Origin of the sequence: Paraprevotella clara YIT 11840 (assembly GCF_000233955.1) — a bacterium.
GTDB classification, from domain to species: Bacteria; Bacteroidota; Bacteroidia; order Bacteroidales; family Bacteroidaceae; genus Paraprevotella; species Paraprevotella clara.
The window spans coordinates 37,548-55,804 of the sequence record NZ_JH376661.1 but is presented as its reverse complement, the minus strand read 5'-3'; the positions used below and the strand labels follow the sequence as shown (position 1 = coordinate 55,804).

12 protein-coding genes are annotated in these 18,257 nt (G+C 51.5%); 6 read left to right on the top strand and 6 right to left on the bottom strand.

The genetic code is table 11. From position 1 onward, the window contains the following. Window positions 1-11: 11 nt before the first annotated feature. The 3 genes from HMPREF9441_RS16410 to HMPREF9441_RS16400 form a co-directional block, all read right to left on the bottom strand. Complete coding sequence (locus HMPREF9441_RS16410; RefSeq protein ID WP_008623065.1) at window positions 12-614, bottom strand: DNA alkylation repair protein; 603 nt, start codon at window positions 612-614, stop codon at window positions 12-14. Further along, a complete protein-coding gene (locus HMPREF9441_RS16405) occupies window positions 614-2,590 on the bottom strand; it encodes a dipeptidyl-peptidase 3 family protein (RefSeq protein WP_008623064.1) in 1,977 nt (658 codons plus the stop codon). The genes HMPREF9441_RS16410 and HMPREF9441_RS16405 overlap by 1 nt, the downstream gene beginning before the upstream one ends. Before the next feature lie 69 nt (window positions 2,591-2,659). Continuing rightward, entirely contained in the window at window positions 2,660-3,097 is a 438-nt protein-coding gene (locus HMPREF9441_RS16400; RefSeq protein WP_008623063.1) for a helix-turn-helix domain-containing protein, read from the bottom strand. A 192-nt stretch (window positions 3,098-3,289) separates the two neighbouring features. Here HMPREF9441_RS16400 and recQ point away from each other — a divergent pair, with 192 nt between their 5' ends. Next, the gene (recQ, locus tag HMPREF9441_RS16395) at window positions 3,290-5,116 is read left to right on the top strand and encodes a DNA helicase RecQ (RefSeq protein ID WP_008623061.1); all 1,827 of its coding nucleotides are present in this window, start codon (window positions 3,290-3,292) and stop codon (window positions 5,114-5,116) included. Between the two features lie 29 nt (window positions 5,117-5,145). On the opposite strand, the gene araJ is transcribed toward recQ, so the two are convergent. The 3 genes from araJ to HMPREF9441_RS16380 are packed head-to-tail and all read right to left on the bottom strand — an operon-like array spanning window position 5,146 to window position 9,790. After that, a complete protein-coding gene (gene araJ, locus HMPREF9441_RS16390; RefSeq protein WP_008623060.1) occupies window positions 5,146-6,306 on the bottom strand; it encodes an MFS transporter AraJ in 1,161 nt (386 codons plus the stop codon). Window positions 6,307-6,359: 53 nt separating this feature from the next. Next, window positions 6,360-7,001 carry an N-acetylmuramoyl-L-alanine amidase family protein gene (locus HMPREF9441_RS16385; protein WP_008623059.1) on the bottom strand — a complete coding sequence of 214 codons (642 nt, stop codon included), beginning with the start codon at window positions 6,999-7,001 and terminating at the stop codon, window positions 6,360-6,362. A 5-nt stretch (window positions 7,002-7,006) separates the two neighbouring features. After that, window positions 7,007-9,790 (bottom strand): coiled-coil domain-containing protein, encoded by a 2,784-nt coding sequence (locus HMPREF9441_RS16380; protein ID WP_008623058.1) that lies wholly within the window; start codon window positions 9,788-9,790, stop codon window positions 7,007-7,009. Between the two features lie 145 nt (window positions 9,791-9,935). Here HMPREF9441_RS16380 and hisS point away from each other — a divergent pair, with 145 nt between their 5' ends. The 5 genes from hisS (at window position 9,936) to HMPREF9441_RS16355 (ending at window position 18,252) form a co-directional block, all read left to right on the top strand. Continuing rightward, window positions 9,936-11,300: a histidine--tRNA ligase gene (gene hisS / locus HMPREF9441_RS16375; protein ID WP_008623052.1), complete on the top strand. Its 1,365-nt coding sequence runs from the start codon at window positions 9,936-9,938 to the stop codon at window positions 11,298-11,300. Window positions 11,301-11,392: 92 nt separating this feature from the next. After that, window positions 11,393-12,898 carry a hypothetical protein gene (locus tag HMPREF9441_RS16370; RefSeq protein WP_244949819.1) on the top strand — a complete coding sequence of 502 codons (1,506 nt, stop codon included), beginning with the start codon at window positions 11,393-11,395 and terminating at the stop codon, window positions 12,896-12,898. Window positions 12,899-12,923: 25 nt separating this feature from the next. Next, the gene (locus HMPREF9441_RS16365; protein WP_008623050.1) at window positions 12,924-13,373 is read left to right on the top strand and encodes a DUF4251 domain-containing protein; all 450 of its coding nucleotides are present in this window, start codon (window positions 12,924-12,926) and stop codon (window positions 13,371-13,373) included. A 297-nt stretch (window positions 13,374-13,670) separates the two neighbouring features. After that, a complete protein-coding gene (locus HMPREF9441_RS16360) occupies window positions 13,671-14,249 on the top strand; it encodes a sugar O-acetyltransferase (protein ID WP_039865618.1) in 579 nt (192 codons plus the stop codon). A gap of 538 nt (window positions 14,250-14,787) precedes the next feature. Then, entirely contained in the window at window positions 14,788-18,252 is a 3,465-nt protein-coding gene (locus HMPREF9441_RS16355) for a leucine-rich repeat domain-containing protein (RefSeq protein ID WP_008623044.1), read from the top strand. Window positions 18,253-18,257: the final 5 nt, after the last annotated feature.

Genomic DNA, 18,257 nt, shown 5'->3' with positions numbered 1-18,257 from the left:
TTGTGGAAAGTTCAGATTCCGGTTTCCCGGAGAATCTTTTCCCCGGCCTCTCGTGCCGTTTCGTCCAGTGTCTGGTATTTCTGTAAGGCCGAGACGGCGGCGCGGCGCACGGGGAGGGAAGCGTGCAGGGCCGTGCGGGCTTGGTCGAGAAACTCGTCGGCCGAGCGTTCGTTGGGACGGAGTCCCTGCATGAACAGGCGTGCCAGAATCAGGTAGCCGCATTGCTGGAACATCTCGTCTTCCGAGGCTATCCATTCGTACGCTTTCTGCGAGGCGTAGGGCAGGCGGCAGAAGAGGTTCTGCACGGTATGTTGTGCGATTTCCGCATTGGGCATAGATTCCACCCAGATGTCGGCGATTTCGGGATAGAACGTGCCGGTGGGCTGGAGCATGGCGGCCAGCAGCTTGCATTCCCGGATGTCTTCTTTCCACAAGGCCTGGGCCAGGTCGTGGTCTGCGGGGAACTCGGCGGCGATGGCGCGGAGCCGGGGAAGTTCCACCCCGAAGTTCAGTTTGTAGTTCATGCCGTTTTCACGCATGTAGGCAGAAGCCACGCCGTTCATGGCGAGGCGCAGCTCTGTTTTTATCTTTCGGATGGTTGCGGGTATGTCCATTATTCGTTACAGTAAGGCAGGGTGGCATAGTCCCGGCTGTAGCGCAACATTTGTGCGTCGTAGGCTTCGCCGTATTCCACCCTGATGTCGGTGATTTCCTTTTGTTCGTCGTAGACCGGCGTGTAGACCGGATTGATAAAGCCTTTGTAGGGCGAGAGGTGCAATGCCCGGTAGCGTTGCAGGATTTCCGCGTGCAGGGCCGGGTCGGTTTTCACGCCGTACCGTTCCACCAAGTCGCGTGCCGCTTCGTAGTCGCCTTCGCTTTTGATGCGCTGTATCTCGCGGAGCAAAAGGCCGAACAACTCGCGAAGCCTCTCATAGTCGCGGATGCGGACGTATGTTTTCCCGTCACGTTTTACAAGTTCGGTCACCCCTTCTTCCCGGCCATGCCCGTAGGCCCACCGGGCGATGAGGGCGCGGTTGCGCATGTGGGCTTCTTCGATGTCCCGTCCCGGTTCGATGCGTACCATTTGGGTCAGCAGCCCGTTCATCATGTAGCCGTAATATTGTGCCTTGTAGGCTTCGGCATCGGGTGTCAGTCCTAATTCGACCAGTTTGGCGTCGGCCAGGTAATATAGTCCGAACAAGTCGGCCCGTGCTTCTTCGATGGTCGCCCCGTAGGCTTTCAGGGCATCCGGATCCACGCCCGGCAGGAGTTTGCCGCTTCCATGTCCGAGACATTCGTGCAGGTCGGTATGCAGGTCGTCGCAGGTATCCTGGTAACGGTCGAGCAGCCGGAGCGTTTCGTCGTCGATGACGAACTCCTGCAAGAAACCGTTACCGTGCGCCGCCTTGTTGTAAGCGTCTGTCAGGTTACCGATGGTCACGCTTTTGCTGCCGTATTCCGCCCGCACCCAGTTGGAGTTGGGCAGGTTGATGCCGATGGCCGAGGCCGGATAGAGGTCGCCTCCGAGGATGGCCGCCTTGATGACCTTGGCCGACACCCCCCGGCATTCCGCTTTCTTGAAACGGTCGTCCACGGGAGAGTGGTCTTCAAACCATTGGGCGTTGGCGCTCAGCTTTTCCGTACGCGCCGTGGCTTCCAAGTCCTTGAAGTTGGCGTATCCTTCCCAACTGGCTTTCAGTCCCAACGGGTCGCCGTAGGTTTCCGTGAAACCGTTGGTGAAGTCCACCATCGCCTCGGTCTCCTGTACCCACAGGATGGTGTATTCGTCGAATGTTTTCAGGTCGCCGGTGCGGTAAAATTCGATGAGTTTGCGGAGCACCTCGGCCTGTTTCCCGTTTTCTGCCACGCCGGTGGCTTTTTCCAGCCAATAGATGATGCGGTCGATGGCCGCACCGTATAAGCCTCCCGACTTCCACACTTTTTCCTGCAAATTCCCGTCGGCCTTTACCAGCCGGCTGTTCATGCCGTACATGACAGGGTGCGGGTCGCCCTCCTGCTTCATCGCGTTGTAGAAGGTTTCCGCTTCCGTCTGGGTCACCCCGTCGCCGTAATAGTTACAGGCGGAAGTCCGGACCAAGTCGTCCCCGTTTGCCTGGTTGACACGCTTGGGCATGACTTCCGGGTCGAAGATGACGGGCGCGAGCAGTTCGCAAAGTTCCTCGGCCGTCTGTCCTTCTTCGAGCGGAAGCTTGTCCGCAGGGACGTTCCGCACGGCTTCCCGGAAGAAGGCCTCGCTGAATTCCGGTTTGAACTTCTCGCAGCCGTAATGGTGGTGTATGCCGTTGGCGAACCATACGCGTTTCAGGTAGACGGCGAGTGCCCGGAAGTCCTTGCTGTCCCGGTCGCCGGGATAGTCGGTGTAGAGGGTCTCCAACGTTTTCCGTATCCGCAGGTTGTATTTCCCGTTCTGGTCCCAAAGGATGTCACGGCCAGTCAGTGCCGCTTCGGACAGATAATATATCAGTTTTTTCCGGGTGATGGACAGCCGGTCGAACCCGTCCACCCGGTAACGGAGCATCTGCAAATCTGCAAATTGCTCGTCATTATAGGAAAAAGTTTCTGTTTGCATGTGAGTATATGAATGAAAAAAAGGGATATATCCGATAGATGTATCCCTTCATATTTGGTTCATGTTTGGTCAAGCCTTGGCCGTTTCCTTTTCTTTGGCGAGATGTTCCATGCGGTAACCGCGCGGAGTGACACCTAAGATTTTATAAAATGCTGCGTAGAAAGACTGACGGTTGGCAAATCCCACCATAGCTGAAATTTCCTCCATCGTCTTGTCCATGTATCTTTTGTCCGTCAGGAGATACTGGGCATCTTTGATGCGGTACTCATTGACCAGGCTGGAGTAATTCTGATGGAAGCGGATATTGACCACGGCACTGATGTAACGTGTGTTGGTATTCAACTCTTCGGCCAGTTTCTTGGCAGAATAACTTGGGTCGCGATACTTCTTGTCCACCACGAACACTTTCAGGATTTTCTCATACAACTCGTCTACCAGTTCGGCTCTTACCAGCGAACGATAGGCAGCATTCTTCTCTTTCTTTTCTGTTAAATTATACTTTCCCATACTTCGGATTGTTTTTATTAAAAATAATCAGCCCTTCTTTTGCCCCTTCGTCGGATATGATTATTCTTTATTGATTGTACATTTGTATGCAAAAATCGCGTTTTTTTATTTCTTGTACAAGCCTATTCAATTAAAAGATGCAAAAAAGACGTATCTTTGTGGTGTTTTTCACAAAATAGGTAGTGAATAATTATGCAGAATATATTAAAACGGTATTTTGGCTTTGACTCCTTCCGTCCTTTACAGGAGGACATCATCGGGAATATTCTGGCCGGACATGATGTCGTGGTGCTCATGCCTACCGGTGGCGGGAAGAGCTTGTGTTATCAGGTTCCTGCGTTGATGAGGGAAGGGACGACAGTCGTGATATCTCCTTTGATATCCTTGATGAAAGACCAAGTGGAGGGACTGCGGGCCAATGGAGTGCCGGCGGCGGCACTGAACAGCATGAATGACGAGGCAGAGAGTGCCAGGGTGCGTGCGGCCTGTCTGAGAGGGGAGTTGAAACTGTTGTATATTTCGCCCGAACGCCTGATGTTGGAGCTTCCTTATCTGATAAGGGACATGAAAGTATCCTTGTTTGCAGTGGACGAAGCGCACTGTATCTCGCAATGGGGGCATGATTTCCGGCCGGAGTATGCCCAACTGGGATTGTTGAGGCAGACGTTTCCCGATGTGCCGATCGTGGCATTGACCGCTACGGCCGACCGTTTGACTCGGGAGGATATACAGAAGCAGTTGGCTTTGTCCGATCCGGTCGTGTTCATTTCTTCTTTCGACCGTCCGAACCTCAGTCTTGACGTGAAACGCGGGTATCAAAAGAAAGACAAGGACCGTGCCATATTGGAACTTATCGCCCGGCATCCCGACGATTGCGGAATCATATATTGCCTGAGCAAGAAGACCACCGAAAGCGTGGCGGAGATGCTTCGTGGGCATGATATAGCAGCCGTGGCCTACCATGCCGGGCTTCCGACTGAGGAGCGCGAGAGGGCACAGGATGATTTTATCCACGACCGTGTGCAGGTGGTGTGTGCTACGGTGGCGTTCGGTATGGGCATAGACAAATCCAATGTCCGTTTTGTGATTCATTATAATTTGCCGAAAAGCATCGAAGGATTTTACCAGGAAATCGGACGTGCCGGTCGCGACGGTCTTCCGGCGGAAACGGTATTGTTTTATTCATTGGGCGATTTGGTGCAGTTGTCCAAGTTTGCCCAAGAGAGCGGACAGCGGGAAATCAACATGGAGAAGCTGCGCCGGATGCAGGAATATGCGGAATCCGACGTGTGCCGTCGTCGCATCTTGCTGAATTATTTCGGGGAACATACCGACGGGGATTGCGGAAATTGCGATGTGTGTAAGAACCCTCCGCAACGGTTCGACGGTACGATATTGGCCCAGAAAGCCTTGAGTGCCATCGTGCGGGCGGATGAGCAGGTCAGTGCCCGGACGCTTACGGACATCCTGCGCGGCAATTTCAGTCCGGAGGTGACGAAGGGCCATTTTGAAACGCTGAAGACTTTCGGGGTGGGGCGCGATGTGCCGCCGCGCGATTGGCAGGACTACCTGATGCAGATGTTGCAGAACGGTCTGTTCGAGATAGCTTACGAAGAAGGTAACCACCTGAAGTTGACCGAAAGCGGCAGGCAGGTCTTATATAAAGGTAGGAAAGTGGAATTGGCCGTTATCCGCAGGGAGGAGAAGCCACAGAAGCGCGGACGCAAATCCCTTCGTCCGGTTGCGGCTCCCGTTTTGTTTACGGGCGGTCGTCCGGCAGCGGCTCCGTTGGCGGCAGACAGCCAAGAACTGTTCGAGGCTTTGCGGGCTTTACGCAAACGTTTGGCCGATGCACAAGGTTTTCCGCCCTATATCGTCATGTCCGACAAGGTGTTGCAGAATCTTTGTGAGGCTCGTCCGCAAACGGTGGAGGCATTCGGTACGGTCAGCGGCATCGGTGAGTTTAAAAAAGAAAAGTACGGGAAAGACTTTGTGGAAGTGATTCGCCGTTTCAAGTGATTCCCGTACTGTTCGATAGGCTGGTATAATTAGATACCAGCGTTTGCCGTTTGATATTTCTTGCAGAACGTGGCGGTGGAAACCACGCCGATAACTACAAAACCGGCGCCGACCAGGGCTGGGTAATTGTAAGGCAGGCCGTATGTGATGGGAAGTCCGCCACAGTACGCCCCTACGGCGTTACCTAAATTGAAGGCTACCTGTACCAAGGCCGCCCCCATCATTTCCCCGCCTTTGGAAAAACGCAACAGCAGCAGTTGCTGCGGTGCAGACACTCCGAACAGGCAAGCCGTGCAGACGCACAGCATCAGTACGGCAATGCCCGGATAGGACGCGAGGAAAAAAGTGGTGAGCAGTCCGAAAATCATGACTGCCTGTACGCCCAATATGGTTTTGCCCGGCGTATAGCGGTCGGCCAGCTTGCCGCCCAACAGGTTTCCCACGCACATGCTGCCTCCGGCCAATACCATAAGCATGGTGATCTCGGAAGGGGCGAATCCCGCAATCCGGTTCATGAGCGGGCTGATATAGCTGTACCAGCAGAAGATACCTCCATTCCCGAAAGTGGTCGTAGCCATGATGAGCCAGGGTGCCGCACTTTTCAGGAAGCGGAACTGCCCTTTCAGTCCTGTGTTCGGAAGAGGTTCCATTCGCGGAACCAGACGGTAGAGCAGGATGAAGGTGAGGATGCCCCATGCTCCGTTGAACAGGAAAATCACGCGCCAGGAAACCATGTCGCTCAACCACGTTCCTGCCGGGATGCCGATGAGGTTGGCTACGGTCATGCCCGAGCACATGATGGCGATGGCCGAAGTACTCTTGCCGCGAGGAGCCAGCCGGTCGGCTACGATGGAGCCTACACCGAAATATGCCCCATGCGGCAAACCGGAGATGAACCGGAAGAGCACGCCAAGATGGAGGTCTGAGCAAGAAGCCATCAGAAGGTTGCCCGTCAGATAAATCACGATGAGGCCCAGCAGGATTTGATGGAGCGGGCGTTTACGGGCTACTAATACCACAGAGGGGGCACCCACGCAAACACCGATGGCGTAGGCCGAGATGAGATGTCCGGCTTCGGGGATGCTGCATTGCATGGACTGGGCCACGTAGGGCAGAATGCTCATCATGACGAATTCTGCCATGCCCAGGGCGAACGTACCGAACGCCAGGGCGATTAAACTTTTCTTCATCTTAATAGAATCTTTTTACCTTATTATATAATGTATAGCTTGTAGCCGGAAGATTATGGAACGCTTCGCCGATAACGGATGAAAGCGTTGCTGATGCTGCGTGCCAGACGTTTCTGGCCTTTACGGGAGTTCATGAACCGTTCTTCGCTGCGGTTGGATATGAATCCTATTTCTGTCAATACGGCCGGCATGCGCGTATTGCGCAATACGGCGAAGTTGGCCGTTTTCACGCCTCGGCTCTCCCGTCCTGCTTTCACATACTCTTGTTCGATAAGGCGAGCCATCCGTTCGCTACGACTTCCGCGTGCCGAAGGATGAATGAACGTTTCCGTCCCTTCTGCCCATCCCCGGGCCGAATTGGAATGAATGGAGATAAACAAATCCGCCCGGTAGAAGTTGGCCATGCCTGCCCGGTCGTTGAGACTGATGAACTCGTCGTCGGGGCGGGTTTGTATGACTTCCACGTCGCGACATTGTTTGCGAATCAGTTTGCAGACGCGTCGGGCTACTTTTAAATTGACTTCCTTTTCGAGCGAGCGTCGCCCGGAGGCCCCTTGGTCGTTTCCGCCATGTCCGGCATCGACGACCAAAACGAAGCGTTCCCCACGCAGCGAACGAGAGGAGCGGCACCCTGTCGCGACGAGCAGGACGATGAGCAGGAGCGGCCATAATTTAAGAAAGGATAAGTGTGACATGCGCTTTATGAGATGATAGAGGAATCCTGTCCGGCCGCCAGCTTCCGCAATCCGGTTTCATGGGCTTCCAGTTTGGCCTGGCATCCGGCTATTTGTACCAGAATATTGTCTTGTTCGCTTTCCAACCGTGCTATTTCAGTGTTCAGCGCCGCTGTGCGGTCTTCCTTGTCCTGTCCTTGCGAAAGGGCGTTCACTTGATGGGCGGCCAGAGCCAGACGGGCTTCGTCGGCCCGTGCTTCGGCCAGCATGTTTTGCAGCGTGAGGGTTCTGATTTCCTGCCTCAGGGCATTCCAGTCGGTCGTGCAGTTGAATGTCTGTTCCAGTTCGGAGAACTGCACGGGAGAATGCAGGGCATTGTATTTCCTGATCCAAATATCCAGTTCCGAACGCTCTTGGGCGATTTGCGTTTCGAGTTCCTGAGCTGTGTCGTTCATACGTTGGTTGTAACCTTGGTGTCGGGCTGCCTGGGCATGTGTTTCGTCCGCTTTGTGCCGGGCCTCTTCCTTTTGTTCTTCCAAGGAACATAAAGTGTCGAATACCGTTTTGTTGTAGTCTTCTACGTCGCCTTCCCGGAACATCTTGTATAATTGTTCGTGTATTTGGTTCCGGTATTCCGACATCCGTTCTATTTTTCCGTTGATGAAGTCCCGTTGTTTGCACAAAGCCTGTATGTACCGGTCCGTCGTTTCCTGCAAGGTTTGCAGGCGGATGGTCTCGTTTTTGGTTTCGGCCATGTCTTTTTTCAGGCTGAACCAGCGTTCCATCTGCTGTTGGATATAAATTCTCAGGTTCTCGGGGTTTTCCGTCCATACTTTATACCAGTTGGAGATGGCCATCATCTTGTCGATTTCCTCGAACAGCTCGCTGTACTGGCCGTTGGTGCGCGACAGGGATTGTTGCAGTTGTTCCACCCGGTAGGCCACGACTTGGCAGCCCGTGTTCACTTCATTCAGCCGTACGGCGATTTCGTCCTTTTCCTGTTCTTTCAGGGCGATTTTTTCGTTGAGGGCGTTGATGTTGGACTGGTGGTAATTGAACGTGTCCAGTTCTTTCTGGGCGTCCTCGGCATCCACTCCCGTCTTTTCCATGAGCTGTTGCAACATGATGCGTCGCCCCTCGAAGTTCGTACTGGCGGAACAGTCTTTGAAGGAACGGTCCAGGGCAACGAAGTCTTCCCAGTGCGCCACGTGATCCTGTAATATCTGTTTGTAAGTCTCCAAAGCCTGATGGCACATTTCGATGCGCCCTTCCTCTACGGCTTGCTCTCTTCTCAGCTCGTCCAAGAGGGATTGTTTGTGTTTCAGTTCCGTGGCAGCTTGTTCGAATTCGATTTTGATTTCTCCGATGAGTTTGCTTTGTTCCAGGAGCGTGTCGGAATGGTAGGGATGGTGAGTCGCGCCGCATACACTGCAACTGACCCCCTCCTGCAAATCCTTCCGCAGTTGCATGACATCTTGGCTTTTGCTGAGGGTATAGGCGTATTTCAGTTCCTCGCATTGCCTTTGAAGTCCGGCCGTTTCCGGTTCCAGTTTGGCTATTTGCGCTTTCAGGGCATCATTATGATGGCGCATGCGCATGATTTCCTGGCTTTTCTCGTCTACGCGGTTGTATCCTTCCGCAATCTGTTTCCACAGCCGCGTGGCGTTCGTCAGCATTTCCTTTTTGCTTTTCAGGTCCATGGCCCGTTGCTGTAGGTTATAGCTGTTCATGCCCACGATACTTTTCTGGTGTACTTGCAGTTCGCTTTGCAACGTGTTGATTTGTGCGTCGATGCCTTGTGAGGAGAGAAACAGCTTGTTCAGCTTTTCGTCTTGTTCGTGCTGTTTCCTGAGTGTCCTTTCGAGCACCGCTTGCAACTGTTCTTTGCGTTTTTTACGGGATTGCAGGAAATTTAGGCGCGTCTGTATGGCCTCCCCCCTTTCCAACATGTATTGTTGCGATTCCAAGTTCTGCAACTGCTGTTGTTGCTGTGCCGCTTGTTCTTTGTTCTTTTTAAGTTCTTCCACTGTTTCCTTGCCTTGTTTTTGTACAGTGGAGAGTGCTTGTTCGATTCGTTCTTTGTAGTCGGATAGTTCTTTCAGGTCAGCTTCGTGGAACCGTAAGGCGGCTTGCAGACGGTAGCCTTCGGCCAGCGTTTTCTGTATCTGTTGCAGGTTGTGCCATGCTTCCTGGTATTTCTTGTTTTCGATTTCCGCCATTTTTTGGTTTTCCTTGTCTGCCGATAGGGCTTCCGTCAGTTTCTCGGCATGCCATGCACTGCCTTTGCGTATGAACTGGAGAACGTTTTCTTTCGCCTTGATATGCTGGTAGTTGCCTTGTACCGCTTCAAAGGTTTCAAAGCGTTCCAGTTCCTTGATTTCCTTCAGATGAGCGCTGTAGTTCTTATTGCTTTCGAAAAAGGCTTGCCTGTACTTTTCCAACGTGGCGTTCAGTTCCTTGAACTTGTGCAGCCATTCTTTCTGTGCTTGCAAGCCGTTCAGTGTTTGCGTAATGTTGGTCAGCTTGGTCTTGTAGAGCCTTATGCTGTCTTGTATGCGTTTCAGTTCGTTGGGATCGAGCACCTGTTCGCCGGCCTTTTGCCGTTTGGCTTCAGCCTGTGCGATTTGGCGGAACATCCGCGTCACCTCTTCGGGCATGTCTGTACCGAACTTTTCGGCAAACCACTGTCGGGCGGTTTCTTCAGGGGTGAGGTTCGGGGTTATAGTGGACGTAATGTCCGTGGAGACAGTCGGTACGGGCGAGTCAGGTTGCTCTATTTTTTCCGGGGCGGATTTTCGAAAAAACTTCATACGCTTGAATGCTTTTAATCTCGTGCAAAGTTAGAAATAAAAACGGATGCAAACTATATTCCGGCATATTATCTCCGAGTCGTATGACAAGTTGTATGAAAAAAAAGTGTAATTTTGCGCAGGAATCATAAAAAGGATATAGAATATGGCTACGAAACCCGGAATACCTAAAGGTACACGTGATTTTTCGCCCGTGGAGATGGCGAAACGCAATTATATATTCGACACCATCCGAGGCGTTTACGCTTTGTATGGTTTCCAGCAAATCGAGACGCCTGCCATGGAGAACCTCTCCACGTTGATGGGCAAATACGGCGAGGAGGGAGATAAACTGCTTTTCAAAATACTGAACTCCGGCAATTTTCTTTCCGGAATAGCGCCGGAAGAACTGGGCGAGGCGAACACGAACAAACTGGCGGCCCGTCTGTGTGAGAAAGGACTGCGTTACGACCTGACCGTACCTTTTGCCCGTTATGTGGTACAGCACCGTGACGAACTGACCATGCCTTTCAAGCGTTACCAGATACAGCCTGTGTGGCGTGCCGACCGGCCGCAAAAGGGGCGTTACCGGGAGTTTTACCAATGCGATGCCGACGTGGTGGGCAGCGATTCTTTGCTGAACGAAGTGGAACTGATGCAGATTGTGGATACGGTATTCACCCAATTTGGTATACGGGTGTGCATCAAATTGAACAACCGCAAGATTCTGACGGGTATTGCCGAGATGATCGGAGCGGCGGACAAGATTGTGGACATCACCGTGGCCATCGACAAATTGGATAAGATAGGACTTGACAATGTGAATGCCGAACTGAAGGCCGGCGGTCTCAGTGACGAGGCCGTGGCCCGTTTGCAGCCCATCATCAGTCTGAGCGGAACGAACAAGGAGAAGCTGGCCGTGATGAAAGACGTCCTGGCCGAGAGTGAGACCGGTTTGAAGGGCATTGCGGAATGTGAGTTCGTGCTCGACACGTTATCGGCTTTAGGACTGCGGAACGCGATGGAACTGGATTTGACTTTGGCCCGAGGGCTGAACTATTACACCGGTTGCATTTTCGAGGTGAAAGCTTTGGATGTGGAAATCGGCAGCATCACCGGAGGAGGCCGTTATGATAACCTGACAGGTATATTCGGTATGCCGGGAGTGAGCGGCGTGGGCATCTCGTTCGGGGCAGACCGCATCTTCGACGTGCTGAACCAACTCGACCTTTATCCGAAGGAGACTGTCACGGGCACGGAGTTGCTTTTTGTGAATTTCGGCGCGGCCGAGGCGGCTTATTGTTTGCCCGTCATGGCGCAGGCGCGTCAGGCCGGAGTGCGTTGCGAGATTTATCCCGACAGTGCCAAGATGAAAAAACAGATGAGCTATGCCAATGCCAAGGCGGTGCCTTTCGTGGCGATAGTCGGTGAGAATGAAATGAACGAGGGGAAGGTCACACTGAAAAATATGGCGACGGGAGAACAGTCGCTCCTGACACCGGACGAGATGATAAATATCATTAAAAAATAATCCTTCGGGGTACAACTTAACGGCCTTTGTTGTTACTTTATAGTCAAACAGCAAAGGCCGTTTTTTATAACCTTTAAAGAAAGGAGATGCCTATGAAAACAAAGTTTACTTTTTTGTGTTGTCTGGCCATGGTTTGGTGCGCTTCGCTGACGGCTCAGACAGAGTTTTCCAAGACGGGGACATGTTGGTATATGCCGTATGAACATGATAATATTTTTGCCCATAAAGGATACCATACAAGAATGGACCTTTATCGTTTAGGGGAGGACACTTTGTTGGCGGGTGAAAGTTGGAAGAAGTTGTATTATAATGAGAGGCTTCAGGGTGTTTTTCGCGAAGTTGGGAAGGAAGTGTGGTATAAGCCGTTGCCTGATGGTACGGGGAGAGCCGTGCCCCGTGTGCTTTATGACTTCTCTATGCAGGTAGGTGACAAATTCTATTATGCGGAATATGGCGTTCCTGGAATCTTCCGTAATGAAGAGGAGGCAGAGGAGTTGGGGCTGGATTTGTCTGTCTTGCAGGAGATGACGGTGACGCGGGCAGATACGGTGGAAGGACGCCGGGTGCTTTACGTGGCGCAGACCAATTGTTTGGTAAATGAAGAACGATGGATCGAGGGAATCGGAAGCGAATGTGGTTTCTTTGAAAGGTGGCGTGAGTTCGCAACAGACGGTTCTATCATTAACACTCGATTGCTGTCTGTGGTTGCCGATGGAAAAACGTTGTATTTCAATGGTGAACTTGTGAAGAATGAGCTGCCGCCGATGCTTTCCGAAAGGATGTCATGGCATCAGGAGGATTATGAGGATTATGAGGGGAAAAAGCATGTACAGTACACTTTGGCAGCTCAGGGTTCTTCTGGGCGTTTCTCGTTGTATAGGAATGGTGAGTTTGTAGGTTTCCTTCAAGAGGCGAACCGGAAAATTTATTGGATGGAAACGTTGGGTGAGGAAACGTGGGGAGAGGACGCTTATCCGCGTGTCTTGGCCTGTTGTTATGACTTTTCGTTGGAAAAAGGGGACGTAGTGGTGCGTGTGAGTACAGTGAACGACCGGGTGACGAATTATGAACCTAAAATAATAGAATATGATACGACTTATGTAACAGGCGTGGACACGGCTGACTATAATGGTATAGCTCGTAGGCGTTTGTACTTAGGAAAGGATTCAAATGAGGTATGGGTGGAAGGAATTGGTTCTCTTCGGGGATTCATGGCATGTGAGTCGCCGATTTATGATGTCAGGACTTGGACTTTATATGCCCGTCATAGGCTTATCTGTTGTTATGAGGACGGGGACGGCCTATATCTCCATCCCGATTATTTGGACTGTACCACTCTGAAAGGAGAAAGCGTGCGCTCAGCCAAGAGTGGCCTGTTGGATGTCCGTGTGTCGGATGGTACGGCTGCCTTCTATTGGACGGGCAGCAGACGGGCAGACAGGCTTTACGTGTATGCGGCTGACGGCGGTAAGGTGGCAGATATCCGCATGGATGGAGGGACAGTCGAAATACGTGGACTGAAACCCGGAATATATTATTACCGTTTGGAATTGGAAGATACGGAAGAGGCTGTAGCCGGCAAATTATTGGTTAGATAGAAGTGCAACTTAAAGACAGAATAAAATGATGGGCAAGCGATTGGTATTGTCGGCGGTTTGTTTATGGGGGAGTCTGATGTCGGTTTTCTCACAGGACGCCAAAGTTTTCGATGCCGACAGCTTTAATGTGGCTGTGACGTATATGATGCCGGTATCTTATCCGGCACGTACGCTTTCATACGGTTACGGAGTGGCATTGCGTAATGATTCCGCTTTTGTGTATTTGCCTTATATGGGAAGGGTGTACCAACCGGCAATGAACGACGACGGCCTGCGTTTCGCCCTTCCGGCGAAGGACGTCAAGACCCGTGATGTGGGCGACAAGGGGAAGCGTGTGGAGTTCAGCGTGCGCAAGGTGCCGGTAGTGTATAAGTTTACCGTGACGGGATACGAGAGCGGAAGGGCGGATATTATCTTAATTCCGAGTAATGCGCAGAGTATTTCGTATAGTGGCTATTGGAACGAGGACATTTGACCTTGAATTCGGGCTCGGCAAGAGCGATTTTCAATCTCAGCCAAACGATTTTTCGTTCGGCTGAGATTGAAAAATCGTTTGGCGCAGATTGAAAACAAGGTGTCTGCCGGGGTGTTGGACGGTTTTTTGCGGCTGTTTTCGGGATGAGGTTGAATTGCGTGATTCAGGTTGGTGGCAGGTGGGAGACGGTCAGTCTGTTGTTTTAGGTCCTGCTTGAAAGTTATTGTATTGTTTTCTACTATCTCAACCGGATTCTTCTTAACTTTGCGTTTGAAGAACAAGACAAAAGGGAAAAATATGAAGACGGAAATGGAAAAGATGCGCAGCGGGGAACTTTATTGCTTCGCCGCGCCGGAGTTGCAAGAGAGTTTCGAGCGTGCTGCCACGCTGTGTGCCCGAATGCGGACGATGACCGTGTACGACGGGAATTACCGGAAGACGATAGAAGACCTGATACCCGGCATACCGTCCACTTCTGTGGTTAACCCTCCTTTTCAATGCGACCATGGCACGGGCATCGTGTTGGGCGAAAATGTGTTTGTGAATTATAATTGCGTGATGCTCGATGCCGGTTACGTCCGCATCGGGAGGAATACGAAGGTGGGGCCTTGTTGCCAGTTTTACACGCCCCAACATCCTATTGATTACATGGAACGTCGCGAACCGAAAGAAACTGCCTATCCCATTACCATCGGTGAAGACTGTTGGTTGGGCGGTGGCGTGGTGGTTTGTCCGGGAGTGACCATCGGGAATCGCTGCGTCATTGCTGCCGGTAGCGTGGTGGTGAAAGATATTCCCGACGATTCCCTTGCGGCAGGCTGTCCGGCCATAGTGAAGAAAAGGCTGAACGGGAAAGCTGGTGCTGAAAAAGAATAGGGGCATTTTAAAGTGTGGTTTTTTAGGCCTTTCAGTGAGAAAGAGTGCGAAAAATTATGAGTTCTCACGAAAAATACATTTCTTTGCAATGTATTTCGTCCGGGTGCCAGATGCCCGGGCGTGAAGCAGGGGGAAACTTCTGCGGGTGAGTGGAAAGGGAAGCAGGCCGGATGAGGGGCTTCCGATGTCTAACTTAAAAATAGAAATAACAAGAACCAGAAAAAGACGTATTTCCTTTGGGGATGTTTGCGGCCAAGCCGTAGCATGCCGTGAAGAAGGGAGGCTGTCTGAAACGGAACAAGAACCATAAATAGAACGTAGTTTCTTATTCTCATCACTCTGAAACCGCCAATTTCAATATCCGGGGATAAGTAAAACGGAGTTCACGCCGCAAGGCGTGGACTGTCTGTGCTTATTAGGATGTGAGGGTGACTTGGCGGTTCCCAGAGTGGTTAGTAAGCGGAAAGACAGTTCTCGCCTTTCTTTTTATCCATTCAAAAAGCCAAGTAAAATTTAATCACATCTAAAAAAGAAACAAATGAGAACAATCAAACATGTAGTGCTTGCCGTCGTGGCAAGCGTGGGGGCGGTGTACGCTGAAGCCGCCGACCGGGAAGCTCCCGTCTTTCCGGATTTTACAACCCTGACACCCGGCCAAGAATATTACTTCTATAATACGGGGGCGGGGAAATTCCTTACTTTGTCGGCGGACAATTATAATGTGGCCTTTGGCGACACCGGTGCAAAAGTCATCGTGACGCAGGCCGGGGAGAACGGTTACAATGTGCAGTTTGTTTCCACGCAAGACTATTTGTACCGTAGTTCGCAGACGGACGTAAGAGGAAATTATTCTTCTGCGTCTTACAGCGCGTGTAACTGGGACATCACGCTTTCCGGGGATACCTATACCATCCAGACGGATGAATCCTCTTCGTATTATAATGCCGACCAGTTCTTAGGATGGGACGGAGGCGAGAACACCATGGTGTATCCCAACTTGCCTTCCACTGCGCACGTGTCTTGGAAACTGGTAGACGGCGATGCGGGGGATTATTATTGCGCCAAACTGAATCTGTATAGCGCCTTGCAGGCCACAGATGGTTACGGCTACGACGTGGAGAAGTTTGAAGCCGTTTATGCGGATGCGGAAAGTACGGTGGAGGAATTGGTTGAGGCCACGAATGTCTTAACATCTTCCTTTGAGCTGACACAGGAGGTGGAAGTTCCCGAATGGTCGGACTATCCTATCTTCTTTGAGAATGACTTGGAGAATCCGTGGGAGGAGTCCAATGGATATATATCAGGAGAAGGTGGAAAACTAACGGCGAAAGTCACAGTGGATGAAGAGTCTACTTTTTCTTATGTGGTGGGTGGACAAATATTGAATGCAAATGAACGTTTGGTTGTTTTGGTGGATGGCGTTCCTGTACGTGAATTTTGGAATGATGAGCAAATATCTTCAGGTCATGATGGGCATCGTTATTTTGAAAAGCTTTCTCCGGGTAAACATACCATAGAATGGCAGTGGATAGCTGAGGGACGTGGGCATTCTGTAAGACTTGAGTATATCGGTGTGGAACGTACCCCGTCCATTGCCGTAAGCCTGTTGGAACCCGGAAGTTTGGGTACGGAGGTACTTTACCATGTCAATCACCTGAATGATGTGCGCCGCTTGAAGGTAAGCGGAAAGATGAACGATGACGACTGGGCCAAGATTTCCATGATGGGCAATCTTTATTCGTTAGACTTAAGCGAAGCGGAGACTTCGAAGATCCCGTTTGAACAATTCCGTTGTACAGACACTTATGGAGATGGTAACGGAGACTGGCCGTTTTTCCATGAAATCAAGCTTCCTCCGACGTTGGAAGTGATTGAGGAAGGAGCCTTTAGATTTACCAATGTAACAGATATCGTTTTTCCGGAAGGATTACAAGAGATAGGAAGATATGCATTTCAATATTCTGTTGTAAAGGAGGCCTTTTTGCCTTCTACGGTTACGAAGATAGGACAAGGTGCTTTTTGGCATTGTCCGTTCTTGGAATCCATATCCCTGCCTGAAGATATTAAGGAAATACCAAGTAGGGTATTTAGCGACTGTGCGGTGTTGGATGACAGCCTGCGCCTGCCGGAAAAGTTGGAAACCGTGGGAGAAGGTGCTTTCAGTTCTCCTAATTTGACGATAACTTATTTTCCTGAAAGTTTGAAAAGCATCGGGCCTTGGGCTTTCTCCGGGATAAAGAACGATACGGTGATTTTGCATTCAAAGGAGTTGGTTTTCCTCAGCAGATCCCCGTTCTCCAACTGTCCCAATCTGGTGTATGCGGAGTTGCCGGTATCTTGGTACCACGTAGACCAAGGGATGTTCGATAATTGCAATAAGTTGGAGACGGTCGTCCTGCGTTCGCCCACCATGGTGGATTGTTCTAATCTGGTGGCGGAATCGTTGAAAAAGCAAGTCACCCTGAAAGTGCCTTCCTATTTGGTCAACTCCTACAAACTGGATGAATATTGGTACACTTACGGGAACATAGAAGGGTTCGGCACGGCCGAAGTGAAGGCTTGGGAAATCTACCAACCTTTGGTCTTGAATGCGCGTGACCGTTTCGAAGGATGCCCCGACATGTCTGTCCGGGGAAGCGGTAGCCTGAAAGTGAATGGCGACACTCCGATGGCATTCCACGACCTTTACACTGAAACCAACGGGAATGACAATAACAATACTGCAACCTTATTGAGTAACTGCGGCGACATGGAGATACAAGGGGACTATGTGCACGGATATTATGTTTCCGGTAACAAGTGGTACTTCATCAGTCTGCCTTTCGATTTCAAAGTGTCTGAGATAGAGCATGCTTCGGACGTGCAAATGGCAGTGCGTTACTACGATGGAAGCTTGCGTGCAGCCGACGGTGCCGGAAACAGTTGGAAGGACTATGACGCAGATACCGTGATTACGGCCGGCACGGGCTTTATCCTGCAAGCTAACAAGGACGCTTGGTTGAACTTCCATGCCTTGGACAACGAAACCAAACAGTACGTCGTGGCCTACAAGGAATTTGCCAAGGCTCTTGAAGCCCATCCTTCAGAAACGGCTTCCGACCAAGGTTGGAACCTCGTAGGCAATCCCTACCAGACGTTCTATAACATCAACCATATCAACTTCACCGCCCCCATCACGGTGTGGAACGTCAGCGCACAGCGTTATGACGCTTATTCCATCATCGACGACGAATATGCCTTGATGCCCAACCAGGCGTTTTTCGTGCAGTGTCCTGAGGAAGTGTCTTCACTTTCTTTCCCGCTCGAAGGGCGGCAGGTGACATCGGAAATCGGTACACAACAAGTCAATGTTCGTCCGGCTTTGCGCGGCATGCCGCTCCCACGTCGACTGATAGATCTGGAATTGCAGGCCGGAGACAAGTCCGACCATACCCGTGTGGTGTTCAACGCGGAACGTACGGAGGGGTATGACATGGCTTGCGACGCTTCCAAGTTCATGAGCATGGACCAGTCTGTGCCGCAAGTGTATTCATTGGATGCGGACGGGACAACGTATGCCATCAATGAGCGTCCCGTGTCGGACGGACGGGTGATGTTGGGCTTCTATGCGCCTCAGGACGGGGCTTACACTTTCGCTCTTTCCCGTGGAGACGGGGATAAGGTTTGGCTGATAGACCATCAGACGGGTTCTGAGACCGACCTCTCCACCGGGGAATACCACTTTACGGCAGAAGCAGGACAGGATGACGCACGGTTTGAACTGAAGGTTGAGGTTGGCGGCGAGACCGGCATCGGTACTGCTGCCAGCGCGAAAATGTCGGTGAAGGCCGTGGACGGGGGACTGTGCCTTGAGAACGCAACCGGCAGCGTGAAGGTTTATACGCCGGACGGGCGTTTGGCACATGAAGGAACGGCCGACGGTGGAAGCTACAGGGTGAGCCTGTCCCGTGGCATTTACCTCGTGCATGCGGCAGGACAAGTGGTGAAAATAGTCGTAGACTGAAAAAT

What these genes read in the sequence shown, in the direction of transcription:
- HMPREF9441_RS16400 (WP_008623063.1), bottom strand. Translation starts at nt 3,097, where the DNA reads ATGGGAAAGTATAATTTAACAGAAAAGAAAGAGAAGAATGCTGCCTAT.
- HMPREF9441_RS16385 (WP_008623059.1), bottom strand. Translation starts at nt 7,001, where the DNA reads ATGTCACACTTATCCTTTCTTAAATTATGGCCGCTCCTGCTCATCGTC.
- HMPREF9441_RS16410 (WP_008623065.1), bottom strand. Translation starts at nt 614, where the DNA reads ATGGACATACCCGCAACCATCCGAAAGATAAAAACAGAGCTGCGCCTC.
- HMPREF9441_RS16355 (WP_008623044.1), top strand. Translation starts at nt 14,788, where the DNA reads ATGAGAACAATCAAACATGTAGTGCTTGCCGTCGTGGCAAGCGTGGGG.
- hisS (WP_008623052.1), top strand. Translation starts at nt 9,936, where the DNA reads ATGGCTACGAAACCCGGAATACCTAAAGGTACACGTGATTTTTCGCCC.
- HMPREF9441_RS16380 (WP_008623058.1), bottom strand. Translation starts at nt 9,790, where the DNA reads ATGAAGTTTTTTCGAAAATCCGCCCCGGAAAAAATAGAGCAACCTGAC.
- recQ (WP_008623061.1), top strand. Translation starts at nt 3,290, where the DNA reads ATGCAGAATATATTAAAACGGTATTTTGGCTTTGACTCCTTCCGTCCT.
- araJ (WP_008623060.1), bottom strand. Translation starts at nt 6,306, where the DNA reads ATGAAGAAAAGTTTAATCGCCCTGGCGTTCGGTACGTTCGCCCTGGGC.
- HMPREF9441_RS16405 (WP_008623064.1), bottom strand. Translation starts at nt 2,590, where the DNA reads ATGCAAACAGAAACTTTTTCCTATAATGACGAGCAATTTGCAGATTTG.
- HMPREF9441_RS16360 (WP_039865618.1), top strand. Translation starts at nt 13,671, where the DNA reads ATGAAGACGGAAATGGAAAAGATGCGCAGCGGGGAACTTTATTGCTTC.
- HMPREF9441_RS16370 (WP_244949819.1), top strand. Translation starts at nt 11,393, where the DNA reads ATGAAAACAAAGTTTACTTTTTTGTGTTGTCTGGCCATGGTTTGGTGC.
- HMPREF9441_RS16365 (WP_008623050.1), top strand. Translation starts at nt 12,924, where the DNA reads ATGATGGGCAAGCGATTGGTATTGTCGGCGGTTTGTTTATGGGGGAGT.